The sequence below is a fragment of the Dehalococcoidales bacterium genome, assembly GCA_041656115.1.
Taxonomy (GTDB): Bacteria; Chloroflexota; Dehalococcoidia; order Dehalococcoidales; family UBA5627; genus UBA5627.
Genome location: JBBAED010000010.1, coordinates 1 through 25,972 on the forward strand (window position 1 = coordinate 1; position 25,972 = coordinate 25,972).

The window sequence follows — 25,972 nt, forward strand, 5'->3', positions numbered from 1 at the left end:
TAAACGGCGATATGCGTTTATCCGCCCGTTTGGGAACGCCGACTAAAGACTGCAAAATCAAGCGTGATAAAGAAGGCATTGCCGCAGTCACCACGCTTTTTGCTAATTTTTTATCTCACAGAGCCGAAAAAGTGGGCACTCCTAAAGAACTGGCAGAGAAAATGGCGCGGCTGGCGCATATGGTTCGCGAACTGATTATCGAGGCTTTTAACAAGGAAGAGGAAAACGGTGCGCTTCACGTCCAACTGACTGCATTTAGGGAAAACCTGATTCCCGATTTATCGCCCGGGCAATTTGCCGATATGTATGCCCAGACAATCGCCTATGGCTTGTTTGCCGCACGCTGCACTGCCCCGGAAAGCAGGACTTTTACCCGTCAAAACGCCGCTTATCTGCTGCCGAAAACCAATCCGTTCCTGCGTAAACTGTTCAATAACATTGCAGGGCCGGATTTGGATGACCGCATATCGTGGCTGGTGGATGATTTGGCGCAGGTTTTAGCGCAGGCGGATATGGAAGCCGTTTTAAAGAACTTTGGCAAGCACAGCGGAAAAGAAGACCCCGTTGTGCATTTTTACGAAACCTTTTTGAAAGCGTACGACCCGAAAGTGCGGGAGATGCGCGGTGTTTACTACACCCCCGAACCGGTCGTTTCCTACATCGTGCGCTCGATTGACTACCTGTTGAAAACCCGCTTTGACAAGCCGCAGGGTTTAGCTGATGAGGATACTTTTATTCTCGACCCGGCAACAGGCACGGCAACATTTTTATACAACGTGATTAACGAAATTCATCAATCCTTTGGCGGACAGGAAGGCATGTGGAACGATTATGTTGCCGAAAAGTTATTGAAACGCATTTTCGGCTTCGAGCTACTAATGGCACCTTATGCCGTAGCGCATTTGAAGCTGGGTTTGCTTTTGCAGGAAACCGGCTACAAATTCCACAGCGATGAAAGGCTGGGTATTTACCTGACCAATACGCTGGATGAGGCAATCAAGCACACCGAAACGCTGTTTTCACAGTGGATAAGCGAAGAAGCCAACGCCGCCGCTGATATTAAAAAGGAAAAGCCGATTATGGTGGTGCTGGGCAATCCGCCGTATTCGGGAAGTTCAGCTAATAATGGCGAATGGATAAGACGGCTTATAGAAACCTACAAGACCGTTGACGGTAAACCGCTTGGAGAAAAGAACCCCAAGATGTTACAGGACGACTATGTTAAATTCATTCGCTTTGGGCAGTGGCGAATTGAAAAAACAGGTCAGGGAATATTAGGATTTATTACCAATCATGGCTACATCGATAATATTACCTTTCGGGGTATGCGCCAGTCTTTAATGAACACCTTTACAGATATTTATATTCTTAACTTGCACGGCAACTCCAAGAAGAAAGAGGTTGCCCCCGATGGCGGCAAGGACGAAAACGTTTTCGATATTCAGCAAGGTGTATCGATTGGTATTTTTGTTAAAGAACAAGGGAAAGATGTCCCAGCTAAAGTGCATTATGCCGATTTATGGGGCTTACGCGAGGGGAAATATAAGAGTTTGTTTGAAAGTGATATGGCTTCAACTGAATGGACAGAGCTTGAACCTGGCAGCCCTTATTACTTTTTTATACAAAGAAATGAAACGGACTTGGACGAATATATGCAGGGCTGGAAAGTAAACGATATATTCTTAATTAATAATGCAGGGTTATTTACCTCTAGGGATAAGTTGACTATTCACAGTTCAAGAAAAGAGGTAGATGATACAATACATAATTTTGTTTCACTTTTACCGGAAGAGGCTCGTAATAAATATCAACTTGGTGAAGATGTTGATGATTGGAAGGTCTCATTAGCACAGAAAGATCTACAAGATACTGGCCTTAAAAATGAACTGATAGTTCCAATATTATATAGGCCATTTGATGTTCGTTATACGTATTATACTGGTAAGTCCAGAGGCTTTCACTGTAGACCGCGTGGTGACGTAATGAAACATATGATATTAGGCGATAATCTAGCACTAATGTCTATGCGACAGGTAGCTCTTAACGAATCTTACACTCATTTTGGTGTTACTCGTTTCATATCTGATAATAGAGCTTTTTATAGTAATAAGGGATATGAATATCTTTTCCCCCTCTACCTCTACCCCGCCGAGGGCGAAATGAACTTCGACGGCAATGAACGCCGTCCCAATCTGAATGCTGATTTTATAAAGGAACTGGAAGGGAAGCTGGGGCTTCAATTTATCGATGACGGCAAAGGTGACCTTATAGAAACCTTTGGCCCCGAAGACATCTTCAACTACGCTTATGCCATTTTTCATTCACCGACCTATCGCACCCGCTATGCCGAATTCCTTAAAATAGATTTCCCCCGCTTGCCGTTGACTTCCGACAAGGGGCTTTTCAAGTCTTTAGCCGAAAAGGGAGGGGAACTGGTATCTCTGCACCTTATGGAAGCGCCGGCATTGAATACTCCTATAACCAAATATCCAATCGACGGCTCTCATAAAGTCGAAAAAGTAGCCTATGATGAGAAAAATCAGCGTGTTTATATCAATAAAACGCAGTATTTCGAGGGCGTGCCTACGGAAGTGTGGGATTTCCACATCGGCGGTTATCAGGTCTGCCACAAGTGGCTGAAAGACAGGAGAGGCAGAACCCTGAGTTACGATGAACTTGTTCACTATCAAAAAATAGTTATCGCCTTAAAAGAAACCATTCGGCTGATGAAAGAGATTGATGAAATAATTCCGAGTTGGCCGATGGGGTAGGAGGTAGGTTGGAGAAAGGGTTGAATATAAGTTCACAGTTAATGTTAACTAATCGTTTTCATGGAGAACTCTGTCAACCTCAAACATAAGGACCATTGTCTGGAATACAACACAACGAGCGTCTTCCCACGCCAATGGTTCACCTTCTCTATTACCCCCGTGTACTTGCCGTTGAATCAAGTCACTAGTTGTCCCCCAATATGCTATAAGTGCGTTCAAAACTTCATGTTTAGCTTCACTAAATTTTTTGCTATTAAGTACAGCCTTTAACCGTGCAATTGTTCTTGTTTTATCATGATCAACTTCTAATGGTTTATGGTATTCAACTAGATAATTTGCAAATTCTTGCAATGTCTCTCGACAATGATGTCCGATTGCTGTTATTTGTTTTTGCGTGTCTGATTTCCATAGCAGCTTCTCGGCTAATTCCCATTTTTCTAAAGCTTCCGGATACTTACGACGAAACGCTATGGAATTTAGATATTTTCTGATATTAGTTTCAATATGTTGAACAGGTTCGCCTCTCTTTGTTTTAAGAAATTCATAATATCTAAAACCCAAAGACGTAACATCAAAAATTGGTGTATGTCTTGGTGTGGAATCTAAAGCGACTAGCCCTTGTCTTGCAAGTTCCTCAACATCCCCAAAGTAAATTTCATTATCTTCTTTCCTAATACAGGGGTGTCTCAGAAAATCTAACCCACCATTTATACGAATAACCGAGAACTTCTGTCTCTGTTCACGTGGAATATTTCGAGAAGCTTCTACCACCATAGAAAGGAGTTCTTCTTGTTCTCTTTCAAGCATTATATTATCAAATATTGAATAGTTCATAGTTATTGTTGTATTTCTTTAAAATTATATGTTTGTTATATATTATAGCAGTTGCCATATCATATTTCGCTATAGAATGCATTTTTATACCTCAATTTTATATAATACAATAGCTGAAAGATTTTTTATATTTAAAAACAAGGAAATAAAATCAAATGAAAGCATTAATCCAAAGAGTAACCTCGGCAAATGTCAAAATCTCCGGCGAAGAGGTCGGCAGTATCGGAAGCGGCTTATGTGTCTTTGTCGGTGTGGCGGCTGAAGATACCGTTAAAGATGTCGAATATCTGGTGCAAAAAACAATCGGTTTACGCATTTTTGCTGACGAATCCGGGAAGTTTAACCTTTCGGTGCTTGATGTAAAAGGGGAGTTGCTGCTTGTGAGCCAGTTTACCTTGATTGCCGATACCAAAAAAGGCAAAAGACCCAGTTTTATCGGCGCCGCTCCTCCCGATGATGCGGAACGTCTGTTTAACGAGTTTGTGAGGCAGGCTAAAGACAGCGGATTAAAGGTGGATACCGGCAGGTTTCAGCAATATATGCTGGTAGATATCCAGAACGACGGGCCGGTAACGATTATGCTTGACAGCAGGGATAAGTTTTAAGGTTAGTTTTTTGTCTTTGCGAGACCATTCCCGCAGGGAAGGCGAAGCAATCTCTAATAAATAAACTCCACTGTCTTTCAGAGCGAAGCGAAGAATCTCATATAGATTAAATTCCTTAGAGATTGCCACGTCATTCGCCTGACGGCTCACTCCTCGCAAAGACGTTTCTATTATTGTCATTCTGAGCATAGCGAAGAATCTGGGAGTTGGGAATAGTGCACCGTTCGGTTAGCAAATCACGTCCAGACGATACCTTCTTTTTGTTTCTAAAGACACCTAATAGCCTAGATTTCCTATCCTCTTAGATCCTTCATTTCATTCAGAATGACAAAGGGAGATTGCCACGTCATTCGCCTAACGGCTCATTCCTCGCAAAGACGATTATAACTTGTCATTCTGGGCTTGCCGAAGAATCTAGGGGTTAGCGGATAGTGCAGTGTCCGGTTGCGGATTTTACGCTAGGACAATGCCTCTTTTGTGATTCCGAAGTTACCTAATAGCCTAAATTTCTTGTCCTCTTAGATCCTTCATTCCATTCAGGATGACAAAAGCGAGATTGCCACGTCATTCGCCTGACGACTCACTCCTCGCAAAGACGATAAATATCCCGTTCGCCCTGAGCCTGTCGAAGGGTCCAAAGAACGGGGAGAAACGAGAATTACTGTTCGCCCGCCGTTATGGTTCGACAGGCTCACCATGAACGGCTGTTGTATCTCCATACAAAAGAGCCGCTCCGGTAACAATGATATGCAATTACAACTTCTTGCGATAACAAATTCGCGATGGTATAATTCCCCTGATGGCTAAACCGGGTGAAATATTAAGCAAATTAACCGAACAAGGGTACAGAATAACCCCTCAGCGAATTATGATTTTGGAGGCGGTCGAAAACGCCGATGACCATATCAGTGCCGAGGAGATTTTAACGCTGGTCTGTATTCAATATCCGAACGTCAACATTTCCACCGTTTACCGCACGCTTGAGCTTCTAAAGCAACTGGAGCTTGTAACCGAAACCGATTTCGGTGACGGGCGTGTGCGTTATCACAGTATCAGAAAGGGAAGCCATCATCATCTCGTTTGTCAGAATTGCGGCGGGATTATGGACATGGAAGAATCCGTTTTTGATTCGTTAAAAGAAACAATTCTTAGGGATTACAGCTTTGATGCCGATATTCAACATCAGGCAATATTCGGTACCTGCAAAAAATGCCGATAGGTTTCGGTAGGGGTGCCGGGTTGTTTGCTTTTTGATTTATATGAGATTGCCACGTCATTCGCTACGCTTGCTCCTCGCAAAGACGTTTATACCTTGTCATTCTGAGCTTGCCGAAGAATCTAGGGGTTGGCGAATAGTGCAGCGTTTGGCTGCGGATTTTATGGTAGAGCGATGCCTCTTTTTTGATGCCGAGGCGACCTCATAGCCTGTATTTCAATCCTCTTAGATCCTTCACTGTGTTCAGGATGACAAAGGGAGATTGCCACGTCACTCGCCAAAAGGCTCATTTGCCTCTGACTATGGCGATAATAGTAGGCAAAAAATAGAGCACGATGCTGATTGCAAAAAGCAGCAGCCCTATTAAACTGCCAAAGAAAAAATCGAACGGCTCCATTCCCATTATTTTTGCTCCGCTAATTAAAGTAATATTCCTATTTGCAGTATATCAACAACCAGTCGTTTTTACCAGTAATCGGCCACTAACCAAAGGTTTGTTCCGTCGCTTATAAATTCGATTGTGCCGTTAATATCCGTACGGTAAATATTCTCTTCTCCAACCATGTCCGCCAGACGGTCGGAAACCTCTGTATCGGGATGTCCGTATTTGTTAGCCTCTCCCACCGAAATAACGGCAATTTGGGGCCGGCAAACGTTTAAAAACTCCGCCGAAGAGGATGTTTTGGAACCGTGGTGGCCTACTTTTAGGACGGTTACCTGAGGAATCAGACGATCTTTAATCAGTTCCAGTTCGGTGTATTTACCGGTATCCGCAGTCAGTAAAAATACGGTTTCTCCAAAAGTAACGGTCATAACAATACCGTTGTTATCGGCGTCGGCGCCGGTATTTGTAAAATAAGCCTGTTGCGGGTTGATTATATCGATAATTACCCCGTCGAAAACAATTTGTTGTCCGCTTTGGGCAAAAGTTAGCGGGATGTTATTTGCGCTAATCAGCTCTGCCCATTCCTTATAAACCGGTATGCCGCTGGCGGAATCGGTGGTTAAAATATGCCCAACCTTATATCTTTGCAACACTTCGGTTTGCCCGGTTATATGGTCGTCATGAGGATGGGTTAAAATTACCAGTTCAATCGTTCTGTCCCAGAAAGGCATTTTGCGGCTTAGTTCCAGATTAATAAGCTGCCTTTCGGGTCCGCCGTCAACCAGTATTTGGGTGCTCCCTTTTTGAATTAAAACGGCATCCCCTTGCCCGACATCCAAAAAAGAAACATGCAAGTTATGGTCCGGAGCCGAGCTTGCGATAATAATGCTAAAAACAGTAACAACAATTATCGTAACCGCCGCAAATTTAAACGGGCGGCGCAGAAAGAATGCCTGATTTGTTTTTTCCTTCGGGCTGTTTTTGGCAAGGCTTAATTGCGAGAGCTCTGTTTTGTTGTCCTCTGTTTTTACCCCGAATTTGTACTTATTCCCCAGCCAAATTACGATTGCAACTGCTATGTAATATCCCCACAAGTAAACGAGGCCGAAACCAGAAACTTCAAAATACGCAAGGGAAAGCCCGCCAAAGCCTTTTACAATTAAAATCATGTAAGAAAGGATTAACCATAGCAGCCAACCCAAAAATTGCGATAGAGGAAGGAAAAACAGGCCGCTAAATGCCGTCAGCGTTCCCAGTATTATAATTGCGGCCAGCACCGGCAGTACCAATAAGGTAGCTATTGAGCTTACGGTTGAAACGATTCCGAAATAGTAAGCGATTAGCGGCAGCACTCCGACCAGTGCCGCAAAACTAACCGCCAGCCCGTCATAGACAACATTTAAAAACGACAGAATACCGGTGGATTTAATCGTTAACTTGCCGATTAGTTTTTTACCGACGTTTTGCAGCGGGGGAAGCACAAAAATTAAGCCGCCCATTGCCGCAAAGCTCATTTGAAACGAGGCGGTATAAAGCACTTGCGGATCGCAGGCGGCCATAATTGCGGCAGCAAAGACAAGGGCGGTTATGGCATTACGCTGACGCCCGGTAAGCTCAGCCGCTAAAAATATGCTTGCCATAATCACACTTCTGACAACCGGCGCCTGTAATCCGGTTAGAACGGCATATAACCAAATAACCCCCAGCGCAAGCCAAACATAGAGATAGTTTTTGCGCCCAAAAAGCGCAAGGCCGATCGCAATCATTAACCCCGCCACGATTCCGGTGTGCAACCCCGATATCGCAAGCAAATGAGCAGTTCCGGTTAAGGAAAAATCTTGCTTTAAATCGTCCGGAATGCCGCTTCGAATCCCCAACAGCATCGCCCGTGCCAGTGACGCCTGCGGTTCGGGTAAAACCTTTGCCAAAGATTGCGAAAGCTTGCCTCTCAGTAAGTAGATTTGCTTAAGCGGTGAAAACCCTTGTTCGGTTTCAATTAGCTCCGTTTGGGGGTAGAGCATTGTCGAATAGATATTTTCGTGCGATAAATAGGCGGCATAATCAAAGCCGTCAAAGACCGGAGGTGTTTTAAGCTCGCCCGATAGTTTTAACTTGTCTCCGTAGCTGTAAGCGGGGTATCTCGGAACAAAAACAAGTACATTGCCTTCTACCTCAAATTGCGTTCCGTTAATTTCAACCAAAGAGGTTTTAACAAATAATCGGGTGCTGGCCTCCCTGATATCCGGGTCATCGCCAATAACCCCGCTTACGATTACGGTTCCCTTATCGTTAAAATAGTTAATATAGCTCCAATCGTCTTTGGGGAGGGCATTATGTGCCCAAAAAGAGGCGGAAAAGAGAGCCGTTATAAAAATTGCGGCTAAAATTATTTGTTTACGGTGCTTTTTCAAAAATAAGAGAGGGAGAGGCAAAAGACCGGTTAAAATCAATACCGGCGGCAGGTCAAAGTTCAGACCGATTACAATGCCGATTATCCAGCTAATACCGAGGCAAAGTAAAACCATCTATTTTTTCAACCTCGCAGAGCCTCTGCCATCAGCTAAATTTACGGGTAAAAAAGGGCTTGTTTGCGGCATTTTAGTTACCTACGGTAATCAGTTCCTTGATGTTATCAAAAGTGCTTTGCCCGATGCCTTCCACTTTTAGCAGTTCGTTAACGTTTTTGAAATTACCGTTATCGTTGCGATATTGAATAATGGCATTGGCTCGCGTTTTACCAATTCCGGGCAACGCTTCCAATAACCAGGCTTCGGCGCGGTTGATGTTTACTTTTTGAGCGGTGTTATCGGTTTTGTTGATAATCAGTTCAATTTGCAGGTTTTCGGAATTATTGGCATTCCCTCCGGCGGCATTAATCAGTGTTGCAACGGAATCGGCGGCGGTTAGCGGGTAATAGCCGGGGTTATAAACCTCTCCGCCGATATAGATATATCCGACAATCTCTTTCTCGGGGGAAGCGGTAAAAGTAAGTGGTGTTTTAGGGGTGCTGTTGCACCCGAAAAGAGAAAAAAGAAGAACAATTAAAAAAGCAAGAATCGCAACGGAAATACAAGAGACGTTTTTGAACATATAATTTTCTCCCGTTAACTTACGCGGATTTACCCGTATTCTATCGGCACTTTTAGCGCCGCAGGGCTATAAATATTACACAATATAGTGAAACGGAATACTTCCAGTCAAATTGTTGATATTGGGGGGAGGAATAAAGATGCGAGTCCCCAAATTAATAGAGTGAAAAATCAATGCGAATTCTATTTCCAGCGCCAGAAAGCGGGCAGGAATAACATCAGGATTGTAAAAAATTCGAGCCGTCCGGCAATCATGCAGAAAATAAGGGTGCCTTTTCCGACAGCGGGAATTGCCGCATAGTTTTCGATAGGGCCGACCATTCCCAATCCGGGTCCGATGTTACCGAGGCTGGCGATTACCGATGAGAGGGCGGTGACGGTATCCAGTCCAAGCCCGCTCATTATCAAAAAGCCGGTTACGGCAACCGAAAAATAAATAATTGCCATGCCGATCGTTTTATTAACAATGTTTTCGGGGATAATATTGCCGCCCAGTTTTAACGGAATTACCGCGCTCGGGTTAAAGACAATTTTAATCTGACGATATGCGTACTTTGCCAGCAGTAAAATACGAACGACTTTAAGCGCCCCGCTGGTTGAACCTGCCGAAGCCCCGCTTACCATTAAAAAGAGCAAAATTGCCTTTGAAAGGGGCGGCCATAGGTTGAAATCGGCGGTAAAAAAACCGGTAGTGGACATAACCGCTGCGGTTTGAAAACCCCCATATCTTATGGCATCTCCGATTGAAAGACCCATATTGATAATTAAATCCAAATTGATTATTATTGCCGCCAGACAAAGCAATAAAATATAGAAGCGAAACTCGGGGTTTTTGAGCAGCCTTTGCGGTTTTTTCTTCCAAAGTAAAAAATAGTACAAGCCGAAGTTGATTCCCGAGGCAATCATAAAAAAGAGAATAATTCCTTCGACAAACAGACTATTATAAGCGCCGATACTTAAATTATAGGCGGCAAATCCGCCGGAAGGGATTGTGCTGAGCGTGACTACCGTACTGTCAAATACCGATAGCCCAGCAATTTTTAAAAGGATAAACTCTAAAATCGTCATCCCCATATAGATTATCCACAGTGCTTTGGCGGTATCACGCATCCGTGAAGTGGGGCGTTCCTCTTGTTTTCCGCCGGTCCATTCCGCTTCGGCAAGCCGGGCAGCACCGATTCCGAGGAGCGGCAGTAAGGCAACAAAGAGCATAATAATACCCATACCCCCCAGCCATTGGGTTAGGGAGCGCCATATCAGAAGCCCTTTAAATTGCGCATCAATATCGGCTAGTACGGTTGCTCCGGTTGTCGTAAAACCGGATACCGATTCAAAAAAGGCATCCAAAAAATTGGGTAGTGCCCCACATAGCACATAGGGGAGAGCGCCAAAGAGCGAAATGGATATCCAGCCGAAAGCAACCAATGTTACGGCTTCGCTGCGGCTGATGTTTTTCTCTTTAACTTTAATAAAATGCCATAATATCAAACCGGTTAAGATACTGATTGCCATCGAAGCGGCAAATGCCGCTATTGCCTGCGGTTCTTTGGCGGCAAGGCTCCACAGCAAAGGAATGACCATTGCCGCCCCGACAATGACAATTATTAAACCCAGATAATGTAAGACAGCTTTAATTCTCATTAATCTTTACTTAAAGAGTTTTTCGATTGCTTGAAGCGATTCCGGCGGTGTGGCAATAATAACATGATCACCCGGTTTTATAATTTTATCTTCGGGCGGCATAAAAATAGTTTCGTTGTGAACAATTGCTATTACCGTTGTTTCTTTGGGGAAGGTTATTTCCGATATCATTTTACCGGTGGTTGCAGCTTGTGCAGAGCTTACAAACTCAATTATTTCCAGTTTTCCGCTTTCAATCAAAGATGCCGTAATCACCCCGCCATGAAGCACAAAACGGATAATTTTATTGGCGGCCAAAATTGTCGGTACGGCGGCAACATCAATTCCGATTGCCTCTGCCAGAGGTACATATCCGGGTTTGCTAACCGCAATCATAACGCGCGGAACACCGAGTGTTTTTGCCAAAAGGGCGCTGAGAATATTAATCTCTTCATTTTTGGAAACGGCAACAAAGGCATCCGCGGACGATACCCCTTGTTCGATTAAGAAAGCGCGGTCGGTTCCGTCGCCGTTTAAAATATCAACGTTTTCGAGTTGGGTCGCAAGCTCTTGGCAGAGTTCAAGGTTCGGTTCGATAATCTTTACTTTAACCCCGTTTCTTTGCAGTTTGGAGGCAATAAGCTGCCCGATACGGCTGCCGCCTAAAACCACAACCCTTCGGGCCGTTCGCATTTTTTGAATAAAAATTTTGCCGAGTTCTCCCATATTATCGGCGGTAACGGCGATATAGAGGCTGTCTCCTTCGCTTAGAGTGAAGTTATCATCAACCGCAACAATTTCGCCCCGATGCACGGCGGCAACAATCATACTTGGCTGCGGCAGGGGGAGAGCGCTCGGTTTTTGAGATACCAGCGCTTCGTTTTCGATTTTAAACTCCCTGATTTGAACCAGCCCGTTAGCGAAGTTTTCAACTGGGGTGGAGTAGAATCCGGAAAGGGTTTCCGTTATTTTCTCGGCCGCTTCCAGTTCGGGATTAATAAAAACATCGATGCCAAGGCTTTTGGAGCGCACAATTTTGCGCGGAGCGGACGGTACCTTTGCGGGTGCTACAATATAACCGGAGTATTCGGGGTTGCGGATTCTGGCAGCGGTAGTAACGGCTCCCATTTCCTTTGCCATATAGCAGGTTATCATATTGGTTTCGTCGTTATTGGTTACCGCCAGCACCAGGTCTGCGCGCTCGATTTCCGCTTCCTTTAATGTTTTGGGATTGGCTGAGTTCCCCCTGATTGTTTTAATATCAAGCCGTCCTTGCAGGCTTCTTAATGCCGTTTCCGATTGTTCCAAGACAGTTACTTCGTATCCTTCCTGAACCAACAGAGAAGCAATATGCGACCCGATAATTCCGCCGCCGGCGATAATAATATACACTCTGCCCTCTCCTTTGAAAATCAATTGTTTAGCGCCGTTCGTAAAACGGTTGATTTGGTTCTTGCATTCTATGCTCTTGTTTTTGGGCTGTCAACAGATGCCGTTTTAGGCAACTTTTAGAGCGTAAATTTTTAAATCTGTAATCGTTATAAACCTGTAATTTAAAGCAAGAGCAATATTCCGGCCGGTTTGGCAGTTATTTGTATTGACATCGGTAATATAATTTTATACACTCTATGCGAAAGAAAGAAATATTTTAAATCCGGCATTGCGGCTTAATCCCAAGAATCCGAAGTTAAGCCCGGAGAGTGTGTGCCGGGGAAGAGGTTGCTATTTGGCTAAGTTTTCATTTAAGCCTCGCGAAAACAAGTTTTTTGATCTGTTCAAACAAGGTGCCTCTAATATGTCTGAAGCTGCCAGGGCTTTGGAAGACCTCCTCAAGAATTGGGAGGATGTTGATGCCAAAATGGCTTATATTACCGAATTGGAACATAGAGGCGATGCCTTAACCCATGAAGTTGCCGCAACTTTGTACCGTACTTTTATTACCCCCTTCGATCGTGAAGATATTGCCGAGCTGGCACATGTAATGGATGATGTTGTCGATTTTATCCATGCTACTACGGAATACATCAGTATTTATAAAATAACCGGGACGACGCAACGGGCCAATGAATTGGCGGAAATAATCGTTCAAGCCGTTGATGAAATCGAAAAAGCGATTATATGCCTTAGTGACGGCTCAGACTTAAAACGAGTTATTGATCATTGCGTTGAAATCAATCGCCTTGAAAATAAAGCCGATGCGGTTTATCGTGCCGCTTTGGGGGAGTTATTCGAAGAAAGCAAGGATGCCAAGCACATTATTAAATGGCGTGAAGTTTACGAACATATGGAGACAGCAACCGACCGATGCGAAGATGTCGCCAATGTGCTTGAAGGTGTGGCGTTAAAGAATGCCTGATCCGTCTTTACTTCTTCTGATTGTCATTATAATACTTGCTCTCTGCTTTGGTTTGGTAAACGGATTTAACGATGCCGCTAACGCTGTTGCCACGGCCATCGGTTCGAGGGCATTATCCCCCAAAAGTGCCGTAGCGATTGCCGCCTGTTTTGAAATGTTGGGGGCCGCAACCGGAACGGCGGTTGCCCGCACGGTCGGGCAGGGCGTCCTTATTCCGGAGGCAATTTCTTATCAAACTATTATTGCCGCATTGGGTGCGGTAATAATTTGGACGGGAACGGCCACCTATTTTGGCTTGCCGGTCAGTTTAACGCATGGGTTTATTGCCGCTCTGGCTGCTGCCGGTGTCGCCGTAGTCGGTACCGGTGCAGTTAATTGGGCGATTATCGGAACGATTATGTCGGCGGTGGTTACAGCTCCTATACTCGGTTTTGTTGCCGGCTTTGTTCTGATGGTTGTTGTATTATGGCTCTTTCGTAAAAGCCTTCCTTCCAAAATGCGGACGATTTTTAGCAGGTTGCAAATCCCCTCTACCGCTTTTATCGCTTACAGCCACGGCAAAAACGATGGGCAAATGCCGATCGGTATGATAACAATGGCATTTATTCTTTATACCGGACAAACCGATATGTGGGACAATATCCCGTGGTGGATTATTATAGTATCGGCCTCATCTATCAGCTTGGGAATGATTGTCGGCGGCTGGCGCGTTATTAAGACACTCGGAATGAAAGTCACCACGTTACGGCCGGAACAATCGTTCGTGGCACAAACGGCAGCGGCTTCGGTAATCGAAGGCGCATCTTTTTTGGGTATTCCCATCAGCACGACTCATTGTATAAGTACATCGGTGATGGGGGTCGGTGCTACCAGACGCCTGTCTGCGGTGCGCTGGGGGGTTGCGAGGAATATGATTACCGCCTGGATAATTACGTTCCCGATTTGCGGCGGTTTAGGCTTCCTTTTATCTTGGATAATCGGTTTATTCTAAGCTTTTAGAAATTATATTCTTTAGGGGCAACCTTCATTTTTTCGGCAGTAATTATCGTTCTTAGTTCGTCAACAACACGGTCAATTTGGCCGTGTTCGTTTACGGCGATATAATCGAACATATCGACTTTGGTCATTTCCTCTTTTACCGTTTCAATTCGTAACAGACGGTTTTCTTCGGATTCGGTGTTACGCAGCATTAGGCGGTCAATCAGTTCTTGCAACGTAAGCGGCGCTAAGAATATAAAAATGGCTTCGGGTAATATTTTTTTGATGGTGGCGGCACCCTGGACATCGATTTTTATAATTGTGTCGTTACCGGCGCTTAGTGCGTCTCGAACGGCCTGTTTGGGAACGCCGTAGAAATTTCCGTAAACGTTCGCCCATTCCAACAGCTCGTTATCTTCGATTAACTTTTGAAATTCTTTTTTGGTAACGAAATTATAATCAACGCCGTCTCTTTCTTTGGGGCGGCGGGGGCGGGTTGTCATGGTGGTGATATGGGTAATCGGGAAATTCATTGTTTTTAGACGGTGCAGCACGGCATCTTTGCCCACACCCGAGGGGCCGGAAAGCACCAGAAGGAGCGGTTTATCGCATCTGTTCCATAAAATGTCGCAGTTAGGGCTTGATTCTGTCATCGCCTAGCTCCGGTTTGATTAGTGTACCGCTGCGCGACAGTTGAGACCTGCCGGTAATTGTTTCGGGAGCCAAGGCCGCCAGCACAATATGTCCGCTGTCGGTAAAAATTACCGCTTTGGTGCGTCTGCCGCTGGTCATGTCAATCAGTTGCCCTTTACTGCGGGCCTCTTGAATTGTGCGTTTAATGGGGGCGGAGTTGGGAGAAGCGATGGCAACAACCCTATTCATGGCTAGTATGTTGCCAAAACCGATATGAACTAATTCTCCAAACATTTTTACCCCTCCCAATGATTGCTGCAAAAGCTTTTATAAGCTAAAAGCGGATAAGCTATATCTTACCCTTTTAGGATATTTATGGCAATAGTTTTTAGCCGAAAACACGTAAAAACAAGGCGTTTATTTTAGGCTTAGACGTTAAACAAGAAATTTATAACATCGCCGTCTTTAACAATATAAGTTTTCCCTTCAAGCCTTAATAACCCGCGCTTTTTCCCTTCGGCAAAACCGCCGCAGTCGATTAGGTCGTCGTAGCTGATGATTTCGGCACGAATAAAGCCCCTCTCAATATCCGAGTGGATTTTCCCGGCTGCTTTTTGGGCAACGGTGCCCTCGGTAATCGGCCAAGCACGGCATTCATCGGCACCGGCGGTTAGGAAAGAAATAAGCCCCAAAAGGGCGTAAGATTGTTTGATAACTCTATCAAGTCCCGGCTCTTCCAAACCGAAATCACTGCGAAACGATGCCGCCGAATCTTCGTCTTCCAGTTGGGCAAGTTCCATTTCAAGGTTTCCGCAAAAAGCGATAACACGGTGATTGGCGGTGCCGAATTCTTTGTTCATTTCCATCTCTATTTGAGCGGTATCGCCAAGTTGTGATTCACCGATATTTACAAGTGTCAGAAGCGGTTTGGCGCTTAAAAATTGGTAGCCCGAAATCAGTTTTTGCTCATCTTCCGTTAAGTTTTGTTCCCTAATCGGAATATCTTTTTCTAAATCCGTTTTAATTTTTTCAAGCGTGACCTGCTCGTTTTTATATTGCTGTCTTTCGTCGGGTTTGGCGCTTTTTAGCGAATTGGCGATGCGTTCCATTCTTCTTTCCAAAATAGTAAGGTCCGAAAAACTAAGTTCCATGTTCATATTATTGATATCGCGGGCGGGGTCAACGGTGCCGGAAGGGTGGGCGATACTGCTATCCGCAAAAGAGCGAACCACATTTATAAGTGCATCAACGTTACTAAGCTGCGTTAATAACTCGCCGCTGATGGAAGAATCTTTGCCGATACCTTTAATTGATGCCCCAATATCCAAATATTTGATTTCGGCAGGCACAATTTTTTTAGGTTTGAATATTTCGGCAAGCTTGTTTAAGCGCTCATCGGGCACTTTGGATATACCGATGTGAGCCGCTTTTTGAGCTTGTATGCCGGTGGCGGCATTTCCTTTTGTTAAGGCATTAAAAACAGTTGTCCGGCCGCTTTCCGGTAATCCTATAATTCCTATTCCCACACTCATATTATTGGCAATTTCTCCTCTTTATCTGCGTAAATTTTATTCGAATATTTTAAACTAAGCGCTTGAATTCTTTTTAATAACATCTCCGGCACGTTTAAGAGCCAGTTCCCTGTCTTTAACGGCCAGGTTTTCATTGGCTGCGAGATCTAAAAGCGTCAGCAGTGCCTCACGGCTGCCGATATTGGCAATGGATTGGACAGCCTCGTGCCTGATTTTACCCGGCAGCCCCATATCGGCGGCCAGCTCGCATAATTTTTGTATTTCAGGGTTAATTTGGTCAGTCATTGACAGCCTCCTTTACCGGTTTCGGTTATTAATCAAAAATTAATCTTCCGAGTAATTCTACCCTATGATATGGTCCTCTGCAACAGACGCATATTGCAAAGCGTTATTATAAATGCCGTTATTTTCACTTATTGTTATCGCCGGTAAATAACCGCTTTTTAGGCTTTAAGGGTTGACAATTTTTGTAAAATGGCTAAAATATTTGTTGGATGGCATCAAGTTTGGTTTTTATCAGCGTGAAGCTTTTTCGGATGCCGCCCGGTGTTGTGTCTTTTGATTCTATGAAAAATAAACTTGTCTTTTTGTTATTATTTTTCAAAAGCAACTTGCAATAAATAATAATATACAGGGAGGGTGCGAGTATGTATAAAGTTACGGTTCAAAATCCGGAGAAAAAAGTTGAAAAAGGCGGCCAGCTAACGTTTGCGGTTGCCGGTTTTCCGGCGGGTGTCGAATTGGAATACGACATCAGGGAACGCAGTAAGAACACTGTTGTCGGTACCGGTAAGGTAAATGCGGATGCCAACGGCGGCGGTACGTTCGGTACGCGGCTAAGTTATGATCCCGGCAAGTACGTTATAAATGTTAGATATCATATCTACGGTTCGGCCGATGATAGTTTTGTTATAGAAGAGCCCGAAGAAGAATAGCGGATTTTAAATCGTTAAACGCTTGGCTTTATCCAAATTTAAGGATGATATTAACGGTTATCCGTTTCGCAAGTTAAAAAAGGCAGCTTGTCGTAATTGACGGCTGCCTTTAATGTTATTACCGCCCCCCATAGTCCAAGTTTATTTCGCTTATTACTTGTCCCGGCATTGTGCTAAAATGGTGGCATAATGCTGTACATACTTTACGGTCCGGACGGTTTTTCACGCACCGAGGCTTTGGCGGAGATTAAAAAAGGGTTGGGCGATGAGGTTATGCTTGCTTCCAACACCAACGTTTTTGAAGGCAAGAAAATTACCCCGTCCGAACTTTCCGTTGTCGCCCAAGCTGTACCGTTTCTATCCGAAAAACGGCTCATAATTATCGAAGGGCTGCTTGAAAAATTCGATTCCAAAGCGCCCAAAAGCAGGGGCAAAAAAACAACCAAAGCCTCCTCCAAACAAAACGAAACAGAACTCTTTACCGAAATATTTTTAAATCACCCCGAGAGTACCGTAATTGTGCTTGTCGGTGAAAATGAAGGGAAAAACAACCCCCTTTTGAACGGAATAATATCAAAAGCCAAAGTAAGCAGGTTTCCGCTTTTAAGGGGCCTCAAATTGATTCGCTGGATTGAGAAGCGGGTCGCCGAAAAGGGCGGTAAAATCTCTTCCGAAGCGGCAAAGCTGCTTGAAAAACAAACCGACGGCGATTTATGGGCCCTTTCGGGTGAAATCGATAAACTTATTTCATATGCGCTCGGGCGGCAAATTGAAGAAGACGATGTTAATAAACTTGTTGCCAACTCGCGGCAAGTAACAATTTTTGATATGACAGATGCCGTTCTCGGTTTTAGAGCGGAAAATGCGCAACGGATTTTACAGCAACTTCTTCTTGAAGGTATGGCACCCCCGTTTATACTTTCCATGATAACCCGCGAGGTGCGCCAGTTAATCCAAATCAAAGCGATGTTAATTGAGCGAAAACCGCAAGCGGAAATCCGGGCTAAAACAGGCCTGCAAAACGACTTTGTTTGGAATAAAACTTCGGAGCGGGCAAACACTTATCACTTCAATAGGCTTAAAGATCTCTATCATAAGCTGCTTGAGACCGATATTGCCATCAAAACCGGTAAATACAACGATGAACTGGCGCTTAATATTTTGATTGCCGAAATGTGTGCCGCACGGGTAGGCTGAACTAAGGCAGCATAAAACGTCTTTTGGCTCTTTCTTACACCCCAACCTCAATTGACAGAAACTATTCCTTAAATTACAATCATATTCTATTATGAGTATAACAGGCGATAACATCAGAGAAAGTTTTTTGCGTTACTTTGAAGAGAAGGGGCATAAAATTATGCCCAGTTCATCATTGGTTCCGCACGGCGACCCAACGCTTCTTCTAACCAGCGCCGGTATGGTCCAGTTCAAACCTTATTTCTTGGGCGAAAAGCCGCCGGCGACACGAATGGTTTCCTGCCAAAAGTGTTTTCGGGTCACCGATGTCGATTCTGTAGGGGATACCAAACACCTCACCTTTTTTGAGATGCTGGGCAATTTCAGTATCGGCGATTATTTTAAGGAAGGCGCTATTGATCTTGCTTGGGAATACGTTACCGAGCGCTTAAAACTGCCGAAAGAGCGAATTTGGATTACGGTTTACAAGGATGACGACGAGGCGTTTGAAATTTGGCATAAAAAAATCGGTGTTCCGGCGGAACGTATTGTTCGTTGCGGCGATAAAGAAAACTTCTGGGGGCCGGCCGGTGATTCCGGACCTTGCGGTCCGTGCAGTGAGCTGCATTACGATTTCGGAGAGGATGTCGGCTGCCTCAAGTGCGACTGCTCACCCGCTTGTTCCTGCGAACGTTTTTCCGAAATCTGGAACTTGGTATTTGTGCAATACAATCAGGATAAATCCGGTAAACGTACCCCGCTTGCCAAAGGGCATATCGATACCGGTATGGGGCTTGAGCGCATAACCGTTATTAAGCAGAACAAAAATTCGGTCTATGAGACTGATTTATTTACCCCGCTTTTGGATATAATTTCGCAAATATCGGGGCAAAAATACGGCTCCGACGAGGCTATCGATAACAATATAAGAATTGTTGCCGAGCACGGGAGGGCCACCACTTTTTTAATTGCCGACGGGGTGCTCCCCGGTAACGAAAAACAGAGCTATGTTTTAAGACGCCTGATGCGGCGCGCCATTTTCTTTGGTGAAAGATTGGCTGCCGGAAAATCCTTTTTAACCGAGATTGCCAAGATTACCGTTGAAAAAATGAAAAACGAGTATCCGGAACTCGGGCAAAAAAGGGATTTTATTCTAAAGGTTATTGAAGAGGAAGAAAACAGGTTTAACGATACCTTAAAAACGGGAACGCAGCTCCTTGAAGCTATTATTGCCGAGGTCGCACCCGAGAACAAAAAAGAGATTTCGGGCGGACAGGCCTTTAAACTTTACGATACGTACGGTTTTCCGATTGATTTAACACAGGGAATCGCAACCAAACAAGGCTTTACGGTCGATATGGCCGGGTTTGAAGCCGAACTCGAAAAACAGCGCGAAAAGGCCAAATCCGCCAATAAATTCAAAAAGAGTTTATCCCTTGCGGTGGATACCGAGGTTGTTAACGGTTGCGATGCCAGCATCTTTACCGGTTATGAAAACATTGCGGATAAATCAAAAACGGTTGCCATTTTATTTGAAAATAAAAATGTTAACGAAATAGCCGAAGGGCAGCAAGCGTTCATTATGTTGGATAAAACCCCGTTTTATGCCGAAAAGGGCGGGCAAGTCGGCGATACCGGTGAGCTAATTGCCCCCGAGGGCAGGTTTGTTGTCACCGATACCGTTAATTTGTCCGATAAAGTCGTTGCGCATAAGGGATATCTGGCGCAAGGTTCATTTAAGGTCGGCGACCAGGTAAATGCCGCAATTAATGCCGGGCGCCGTTTGGATATTGCCCGCAATCATACGGCAACCCATTTATTGCAATATGCATTGCGTAAAGTTTTGGGCGAGCATATTCAACAGCGCGGTTCAATGGTTTCACCCGATCGGTTGAGGTTTGATTTTACCCATCTTTCGGCGATGACGGAAGATGAAATCGAAAAAGTTCAATCGATTGTTAATAACGAAATACGCCGCAATCATGCGGTTAGCCCCGGTATAATGCCTTATAAACAGGCGGTCAAAGAGGGTGCTACAGCGCTTTTTGATGAAAAATATGGCGATGAAGTCAGGGTGCTTAAAATCGGTACGCCGCTTATCAGCGCCGAGCTTTGCGGCGGTACTCACGTTTCGGCTACCGGTGAAATCGGCTTTTTCCGCATTGTTTCCGAATCCGGTATCGGCGGAGGAATCCGCCGTATTGAAGCGGTTACCGGCAGGGGCGCAGAGCAATGGCTGGAAGACAGTATCGGCGCTTTTAAAAACGAAATTGCGGTAATGCAATCCGAATTGGATAAAGAACGTCGTCAAATAATTGCTTTACAGCGCGGACAGGCCAAACAACAAGCAAGCACACTGCTTGATAAAGCGGAAACCGTAAACGGCGTTAAGCTGCTTGTAAGCCGTATTGAGGCTACCGATAACGATATGATGCGCGATATGGCAGATGTTTTGCGTGCTAAACTCGGCAGCGGAATTGTAGTATTGGGTGCCGTTTTAGAGGATAAACCCTCGTTTATTGTGGCGGTAACCCCCGATTTGGTTAAAAACGGTCATCATGCCGGTAAGCTTATAAAGCATATTTCGACAGTTGCCGGCGGTGGCGGCGGTGGAAAGCCCGATATGGCACAGGGCGGCGGTAGGGACTTGGAAAAACTGGAAGAAGCTATTGATTCGGTTAGAGGGATAATATAAACAGGGTATGTAAACCAAGGAGTCATTCGGATGCGCTTATTGGGTCTTGATGTGGGAGATAAGAGAATCGGGGTGGCAATGAGCGATCCGTCCGGTATATTGGCGACCCCTCTCACTATAATCGAACGCCGAAATGACAACGCCGATATCGAGGCGATTCTTGATATTCTAAATCACAATGAAATCGGACGCATAATTGTCGGTTTGCCTCTTGCCCAAGATGGCGGTATCGGCTTACAGGCCGGAAAAGTAAAGGGGTTTGCCGAAAAACTTCAAAAGCAAATCGCTATCCCGCTTGAGTACAGGGACGAAAGTTTTTCGACCGATTCCGCCAAAAAGCTGATGTTACAGACAAAATCCAAGAAAGCGCGCAGAAATACCAAAGACGATGCTATTGCGGCGGCGTATATCCTGCAACATTTTTTGGAAGAGCAATATGTTCCGAAGTTAGAGGAGTTTGAAGAAACGGATTGAGTATTTTTAATCTGATTAAGACCGATAAGAGCACATCCGCTCGTATCGGTGAATTAAAAACAAGGCACGGCATTGTTGAAACGCCGGTATTTTGTCCGGTGGGCAGCCAGGCTACAGTCAAAACGCTTACCACCGAGGATGTAAAAGAACTCGGTTTTAAGATGATTCTTTGCAATAATTACCATCTTTACTTGCGCCCCGGTGTTGAAACCGTAGAAGAACTGGGCGGATTGCATCGTTTTATGAAATGGGACGGCGCAATCTTAACCGACAGCGGCGGTTATCAAATCTTCAGCCTCTCGCCTTTAATTGAGCTCTCGGACGAAGGGGCGGTATTTCGCTCGCATATCGACGGCAGCCGCCATTTTATAACCCCCGAAAAGGCAATCTTATATCAGGAGCAACTGGGGGCGGATATCATTATGGTTTTGGATGAATGTGCCGATATCAATGCCGATTACGGGAAAGTTGAAAAGGCGATGGAGCGCACGCATCTTTGGGCGGAGAGGTGTCTTAAGGCGCACCAACGCCCCGATCAATCCCTTTTTGCAATAGTGCAGGGCGGTATTTTTGCCGATTTAAGGCGTAAATCCGCCGAGTATCTAACGTCGTTGGATTTTCCCGGTTATGCGCTGGGAGGGTTAAGCCTCGGGGAGGCGAAAGAGGTTACTTATAATATTATTGAAGAAACAACCCCGTTTTTACCGCAAGACAAACCGCGCTATTTGATGGGGGTTGGCGCGCCGGAGGATATTGTTGAGAGCGTCGCCCGGGGGATTGATGTTTTTGACTGTGTATTACCGACGCGTGTTGCGCGTAACGGGGCGCTTTTTACCCGCAGAGGCCGCATTAATATTACCAACAGCGGATATGCTAAAAAAGATGAGCCGATTGATCCGTTGTGCGATTGTTACACCTGTCGAAATCATTCCGCGGCGTACGTGCATCACCTTTTTGATGCCAAAGAACTTTTGGCTTATCGCTTGGCAACAATTCATAACCTGCGTTTTATGCGTAATTTGATGGCTGATATCAGGCAGGCGATTCTGAACGGCACTTTCTCGTCGTTTAAATCGGAATTTCTTGATACCTACAAACCGACTAACGAAAAGGTGCGTATCGAACAAAAAAAGAAATGGATAGAAGCACGCCACTCGAAGTAGAAATTGCTGGGTCGGCGGATAGTGCACCGTCCGCTAACGGATTTTGGCAAGGCGGTGTCTTTGCGAGGAGCGAGCCGTTAGGTGAGCGACGTGGCAATCTCCAAGGAATTTAATTTATATGAGATTGCTTCGCTGCGCTCGCAAAGACAGTTTTGATGGATGCCTCTTTTTTGTTTCTGAAGTCACTTCATAGTCTGTATTTCCCATCCTCTTAGATCCTTCATTTTATTCAGGATGACAATTCACTCGTTCGCCCTGAGCTTGTCGAAGGGTCCAACGAACGAGTGGGCTAGGGATTACTAACCGTCCGCCGTTATGGTTCGACAAGCTCACCACGAACGGCTGGGGTTTCCTTTTTTTGTCATTCTGAGCCTGCCGAAGAATCTGGGGGTTGGCGGATAGTGCAGTGTTCGCTAACTGCTTTTTGGCAAGGCGATGTCTTTGCGAGGAGCGAGCCGTTAGGTGAGCGACGTGGCAATCCCCGAGGAATTTAATTTATATGAGATTGCTTCGCTGCGCTCTCAAAGACAGTTTTGATGGATGCCTCTTTTTTGTTTCTGAAGTCACCCCATAGCCTATATTTCCCGTCCTCTTAGATCCTTCATTTCATTCAGGATGACAATTCACTCGTTCGCCCTGAGCCTGTCGAAGGGTCCAACGAACGAGTGGGCTAGGGATTACTATCCGTCCGCCGTTATGGTTCGACAAGCTCATCATGAACGGCTGGGGCTCCCTTCTTTTGTCGTTCTAATCCCCGTTTTATCATCACAAATATCCGTTTCCTATTGACTATTATCGAGATAGAATAGATAATTACTCTCAGAGAATTGAAATATAAAGATAAAGGAGAAGGAAATGGCTTACTGTGAAAATTGTGGCAATCAGCTTAAGCCTCAGGGTAAATTTTGTGAATCCTGCGGGACACCCGTAAAGGAGCAAACGATTGCGGAGCCGGATCAATTTGTTGAGGAGCAACTTCCTCCGCAACCGCCGGCAGTGCCGCCCGCTCCGCCTGTGCAAAAGGCAACCCCTCCGCAAACGCCGGTAATACCGCCCGCTCCGCCTGTGCAAAAGGCAGCCCCGCCGCCAACTCCACCGCCGTCTTTTGCGACTCCCTCTCCTTCATATAAAACAAAAGAGGATAAACCGCCGCGAGCCGGGCTTGGCGGTATTCAAAAATTTGGGAAACCGGTTATGATTCTTGCGGGCGCGCTGGCTGTGGTCTTAATCGGCAGTATTATCGGAATTGTTGCTCTCCTTGGTTCAAACGGTAATCTGAAAGGGGAGAATTTGCAGCTGGCTCTTGATAAAGAACAGCTTAGCGGGCAGCTTAGCTCAGCCAAAAGCACAATTACCGGGCTTAGTAACGACCTTAACGGTGCCAGAGGCGAAATTGAAGGCTTGGAAAGCAATTTAAATAATGCAAACAGCACTATTAATAACTTAAACAATAGTTTATCTGCGGCCGAAAGTGATTTAAGCAGCGCCAATGCGGCCGTTGCCAATTTGAGTAAAGAAAATCAAGAACTGGCAGACAATAATAACGCGCTGTCCGGTGATTTGGCGGATGCAACCGGTACAATCTCAACGTTAAGCTCTGCGATTGAAACAATGAATTCCAATTACAGTGATATTGTCGCCCAGATAGATACGAGGTTTGGCTGGGGGGCTGAAGCGGCGATGCAATTTGTTACCCCCAATGATCCGTCCGTGGCAGACTTGGTTAGTCAAGTAGTTACCCCATTTGATTCCAGGGATTGGGATAAGGCTTGGGATGATTTTAGAAGATTGTATAATTGGATTCGCAATAACGTTGAATATTCGTATGACACCCCGCTGCCGATATTACCTTTAGATTTATTGGAATATGACGGTATTGTATGGTTTAGCGAATTTTGGCAGTATCCGTCCGAAACAATCAATCTGAGAACGGGTGATTGTGAAGACCAGGCCATCCTTTTAGCCAGTATGATAAATAATTACGGAAAGGGGTCGGCGTATGCGTATTGCATCACCATTACCAACGGAGATATGGGGCATATGGCAGTCGCTTTGCCGGTAGAAGATGGCAGTTTGGTAATATTTGATCCGGCAGGCGGATATTATTCTTCTTATTGGAACGGCGATGTCGCTTTTTGGGATGCAAATACGGCGCTTAAGGCTTGGTTAAATTGGTGGGTACACGATATGCCCGGAGCCGAAGTTGTCGGGTTTTTTGATGACACGAATTATTGGGAATTTGATGGCAATGCTGATTTTATCGCTTGGATTACAAGCTAATTTGATAATCGGCTAAAAAGCTACGGATTTTAAAACGGGGCTGTCGATTTGGCAGCCTCGTTTTTGTATTTGTTATCGCAGAAAAGTGGCTCCAAAAATTTTACTGTAATGCGGCGAAAAATTTTGGAAATATTTTTTTATTAAGGTATTCGGCGGCTATTTTGTGTAAACGTAAAATAGCTTGAAAAATATTGTCTGAAAAGACTTGATTTTTCGTGTTGACAAACATTTTTTCTTATGATATTATCTATCTACCTTTATAGGAGATAGCAATGTTAGAGGTAATCACATAAGGGCTTAAAAGGTATAAACGACCAGGCAACGGCTTGGGGAATTTACCAAGCCGTTTTTTTATGTGTAAAGCACTTTAAAAAAAGAATATAGCTAATATCAAATCTGAAGCAGGTCAAGCGTGAAGGGCACATGGCGGATGCCTTGGCATCAAGAGCCGAAGAAGGGCGTGGTAAGACTGCGATAAGCCTCGGTTAGCTGTCTGGCAAGCTTAGCCGGGGATTCCCGAATGAGGCAACTCACCCAGGTAAACCCTGGGTACCCCTAGCTGAACACATAGGCTAGGTGGAGGTAAGCGGGGGAAGTGAAACATCTCAGTACCCCGAGGAAAAGACATTATTCCCCTAGTAGTGGCGAACGAACGGGGATCAGCCTAAACTCTATAAACCTAACGGCTTCAAGGCCTGAGTTTATAAGAGGGTTGTAAGACAGGTTGGGTCCGGCTTGAAACGGGCCAAGGAGTTACAAACCGAACTCTAGTTGAAGGTTCCTGGAAAGGGCAACCACAGACGGTAACAGTCCGGTAAACGAAAGGGGGAGGCTCCTAACCTGTTCTTGAGTACCACGGGACACGAGGAATCTTGTGGGAAGCTACCCTGACCACAGGGTAAGGCTAAATACTCTTGATGACCGATAGTGAACTAGTACCGTGAGGGAAAGGTGAAAAGCACCCCGGGAGGGGAGTGAAATAGACCTGAAACCATGTGCCTACAAGCAGTCAGAGCTCTGATTCGTCGGAGTGATGGCGTGCCTATTGAAGAATGAGCCGACGAGTTAATCTATGTAGCAGGTTAAGTAATAGAAGTTACGGAGCCACAGCGAAAGCGAGTCTGAATAGGGCGTAAGTTGCATAGATTAGACCCGAAGCCGGGTGAGCTACCCATGGTCAGGATGAAGCTTCGATAATCTCGAAGTGAAGGTCCGAACCGGTTAACGTTG

The 25,972-nt window shown here is 45.1% G+C and carries 20 protein-coding genes and 1 rRNA gene; 12 read left to right on the forward strand and 9 right to left on the reverse strand.

Features of this window, described 5'->3' with window-relative positions; translation table 11 throughout:
* Window positions 1–2,771, forward strand: a 2,771-nt coding sequence (locus WC958_05695) for a type ISP restriction/modification enzyme (protein MFA5629718.1), incomplete at its 5' end; no start/stop codon positions are given.
* A gap of 48 nt (window positions 2,772–2,819) precedes the next feature.
* Here WC958_05695 and WC958_05700 read toward each other — a convergent pair.
* Entirely contained in the window at window positions 2,820–3,605 is a 786-nt protein-coding gene (locus WC958_05700; GenBank protein MFA5629719.1) for a hypothetical protein, read from the reverse strand.
* A gap of 155 nt (window positions 3,606–3,760) precedes the next feature.
* Here WC958_05700 and dtd point away from each other — a divergent pair, with 155 nt between their 5' ends.
* A complete protein-coding gene (dtd, locus tag WC958_05705; protein MFA5629720.1) occupies window positions 3,761–4,210 on the forward strand; it encodes a D-aminoacyl-tRNA deacylase in 450 nt (149 codons plus the stop codon).
* Window positions 4,211–5,009: 799 nt separating this feature from the next.
* Window positions 5,010–5,429: a Fur family transcriptional regulator gene (locus WC958_05710; protein MFA5629721.1), complete on the forward strand. Its 420-nt coding sequence runs from the start codon at window positions 5,010–5,012 to the stop codon at window positions 5,427–5,429.
* Window positions 5,430–5,891: 462 nt separating this feature from the next.
* Here WC958_05710 and WC958_05715 read toward each other — a convergent pair whose 3' ends face one another.
* The 4 genes from WC958_05715 to trkA all read right to left on the reverse strand — a co-directional run bounded on the left by WC958_05715 (window position 5,892) and on the right by trkA (window position 11,912).
* A complete protein-coding gene (locus tag WC958_05715) occupies window positions 5,892–8,336 on the reverse strand; it encodes a DNA internalization-related competence protein ComEC/Rec2 (GenBank protein MFA5629722.1) in 2,445 nt (814 codons plus the stop codon).
* Window positions 8,337–8,409: 73 nt separating this feature from the next.
* A complete protein-coding gene (locus WC958_05720) occupies window positions 8,410–8,901 on the reverse strand; it encodes a ComEA family DNA-binding protein (protein MFA5629723.1) in 492 nt (163 codons plus the stop codon).
* 182 nt (window positions 8,902–9,083) lie between these two features.
* The gene (locus WC958_05725) at window positions 9,084–10,541 is read right to left on the reverse strand and encodes a TrkH family potassium uptake protein (protein MFA5629724.1); all 1,458 of its coding nucleotides are present in this window, start codon (window positions 10,539–10,541) and stop codon (window positions 9,084–9,086) included.
* Between the two features lie 6 nt (window positions 10,542–10,547).
* A complete protein-coding gene (gene trkA / locus WC958_05730; GenBank protein ID MFA5629725.1) occupies window positions 10,548–11,912 on the reverse strand; it encodes a Trk system potassium transporter TrkA in 1,365 nt (454 codons plus the stop codon).
* A gap of 310 nt (window positions 11,913–12,222) precedes the next feature.
* On the opposite strand from trkA, the gene WC958_05735 reads away from it, so the two are divergent.
* Window positions 12,223–12,876 (forward strand): DUF47 family protein, encoded by a 654-nt coding sequence (locus WC958_05735; protein ID MFA5629726.1) that lies wholly within the window; start codon window positions 12,223–12,225, stop codon window positions 12,874–12,876.
* On the forward strand, window positions 12,869–13,867 hold the full coding sequence (locus tag WC958_05740) for an inorganic phosphate transporter (protein ID MFA5629727.1): 999 nt from the start codon (window positions 12,869–12,871) through the stop codon (window positions 13,865–13,867). The genes WC958_05735 and WC958_05740 overlap by 8 nt, the downstream gene beginning before the upstream one ends.
* A gap of 4 nt (window positions 13,868–13,871) precedes the next feature.
* Here the strand turns inward: WC958_05740 and WC958_05745 are convergent, their stop codons facing one another.
* From WC958_05745 to WC958_05760, 4 genes are all read right to left on the reverse strand, one after another.
* A complete protein-coding gene (locus WC958_05745; GenBank protein MFA5629728.1) occupies window positions 13,872–14,507 on the reverse strand; it encodes a guanylate kinase in 636 nt (211 codons plus the stop codon).
* Window positions 14,488–14,781 (reverse strand): DUF370 domain-containing protein, encoded by a 294-nt coding sequence (locus tag WC958_05750; GenBank protein MFA5629729.1) that lies wholly within the window; start codon window positions 14,779–14,781, stop codon window positions 14,488–14,490. The genes WC958_05745 and WC958_05750 overlap by 20 nt, the downstream gene beginning before the upstream one ends.
* A gap of 134 nt (window positions 14,782–14,915) precedes the next feature.
* The gene (gene ychF / locus WC958_05755) at window positions 14,916–16,019 is read right to left on the reverse strand and encodes a redox-regulated ATPase YchF (protein MFA5629730.1); all 1,104 of its coding nucleotides are present in this window, start codon (window positions 16,017–16,019) and stop codon (window positions 14,916–14,918) included.
* Window positions 16,020–16,073: 54 nt separating this feature from the next.
* On the reverse strand, window positions 16,074–16,304 hold the full coding sequence (locus WC958_05760; GenBank protein MFA5629731.1) for a hypothetical protein: 231 nt from the start codon (window positions 16,302–16,304) through the stop codon (window positions 16,074–16,076).
* A gap of 362 nt (window positions 16,305–16,666) precedes the next feature.
* On the opposite strand from WC958_05760, the gene WC958_05765 reads away from it, so the two are divergent.
* The 7 genes from WC958_05765 to WC958_05795 form a co-directional block, all read left to right on the forward strand.
* Window positions 16,667–16,954 (forward strand): hypothetical protein, encoded by a 288-nt coding sequence (locus tag WC958_05765; GenBank protein ID MFA5629732.1) that lies wholly within the window; start codon window positions 16,667–16,669, stop codon window positions 16,952–16,954.
* A gap of 189 nt (window positions 16,955–17,143) precedes the next feature.
* On the forward strand, window positions 17,144–18,151 hold the full coding sequence (gene holA, locus WC958_05770; protein MFA5629733.1) for a DNA polymerase III subunit delta: 1,008 nt from the start codon (window positions 17,144–17,146) through the stop codon (window positions 18,149–18,151).
* Window positions 18,152–18,242: 91 nt separating this feature from the next.
* A complete protein-coding gene (gene alaS, locus WC958_05775; protein MFA5629734.1) occupies window positions 18,243–20,825 on the forward strand; it encodes an alanine--tRNA ligase in 2,583 nt (860 codons plus the stop codon).
* Window positions 20,826–20,855: 30 nt separating this feature from the next.
* Complete coding sequence (gene ruvX, locus WC958_05780; GenBank protein MFA5629735.1) at window positions 20,856–21,299, forward strand: Holliday junction resolvase RuvX; 444 nt, start codon at window positions 20,856–20,858, stop codon at window positions 21,297–21,299.
* Window positions 21,296–22,462 carry a tRNA guanosine(34) transglycosylase Tgt gene (tgt, locus tag WC958_05785; protein MFA5629736.1) on the forward strand — a complete coding sequence of 389 codons (1,167 nt, stop codon included), beginning with the start codon at window positions 21,296–21,298 and terminating at the stop codon, window positions 22,460–22,462. The genes ruvX and tgt overlap by 4 nt, the downstream gene beginning before the upstream one ends.
* Before the next feature lie 855 nt (window positions 22,463–23,317).
* Window positions 23,318–24,742 carry a transglutaminase-like domain-containing protein gene (locus tag WC958_05790; protein ID MFA5629737.1) on the forward strand — a complete coding sequence of 475 codons (1,425 nt, stop codon included), beginning with the start codon at window positions 23,318–23,320 and terminating at the stop codon, window positions 24,740–24,742.
* Between the two features lie 404 nt (window positions 24,743–25,146).
* Window positions 25,147–25,972: ribosomal RNA gene (locus WC958_05795) — 23S ribosomal RNA — on the forward strand; the annotation flags it as partial.

Bases quoted from the DNA above. Each gene is read 5' to 3' on its own strand.
- WC958_05725 (MFA5629724.1), bottom strand. From the start codon at position 10,541: ATGAGAATTAAAGCTGTCTTACATTATCTGGGTTTAATAATTGTCATT.
- WC958_05710 (MFA5629721.1), top strand. From the start codon at position 5,010: ATGGCTAAACCGGGTGAAATATTAAGCAAATTAACCGAACAAGGGTAC.
- WC958_05745 (MFA5629728.1), bottom strand. From the start codon at position 14,507: ATGACAGAATCAAGCCCTAACTGCGACATTTTATGGAACAGATGCGAT.
- WC958_05715 (MFA5629722.1), bottom strand. From the start codon at position 8,336: ATGGTTTTACTTTGCCTCGGTATTAGCTGGATAATCGGCATTGTAATC.
- WC958_05720 (MFA5629723.1), bottom strand. From the start codon at position 8,901: ATGTTCAAAAACGTCTCTTGTATTTCCGTTGCGATTCTTGCTTTTTTA.
- WC958_05740 (MFA5629727.1), top strand. From the start codon at position 12,869: ATGCCTGATCCGTCTTTACTTCTTCTGATTGTCATTATAATACTTGCT.
- ychF (MFA5629730.1), bottom strand. From the start codon at position 16,019: ATGAGTGTGGGAATAGGAATTATAGGATTACCGGAAAGCGGCCGGACA.
- WC958_05700 (MFA5629719.1), bottom strand. From the start codon at position 3,605: ATGAACTATTCAATATTTGATAATATAATGCTTGAAAGAGAACAAGAA.
- holA (MFA5629733.1), top strand. From the start codon at position 17,144: ATGCTGTACATACTTTACGGTCCGGACGGTTTTTCACGCACCGAGGCT.
- alaS (MFA5629734.1), top strand. From the start codon at position 18,243: ATGAGTATAACAGGCGATAACATCAGAGAAAGTTTTTTGCGTTACTTT.
- WC958_05765 (MFA5629732.1), top strand. From the start codon at position 16,667: ATGTATAAAGTTACGGTTCAAAATCCGGAGAAAAAAGTTGAAAAAGGC.
- ruvX (MFA5629735.1), top strand. From the start codon at position 20,856: ATGCGCTTATTGGGTCTTGATGTGGGAGATAAGAGAATCGGGGTGGCA.
- dtd (MFA5629720.1), top strand. From the start codon at position 3,761: ATGAAAGCATTAATCCAAAGAGTAACCTCGGCAAATGTCAAAATCTCC.
- WC958_05750 (MFA5629729.1), bottom strand. From the start codon at position 14,781: ATGTTTGGAGAATTAGTTCATATCGGTTTTGGCAACATACTAGCCATG.
- WC958_05760 (MFA5629731.1), bottom strand. From the start codon at position 16,304: ATGACTGACCAAATTAACCCTGAAATACAAAAATTATGCGAGCTGGCC.
- WC958_05790 (MFA5629737.1), top strand. From the start codon at position 23,318: ATGGCTTACTGTGAAAATTGTGGCAATCAGCTTAAGCCTCAGGGTAAA.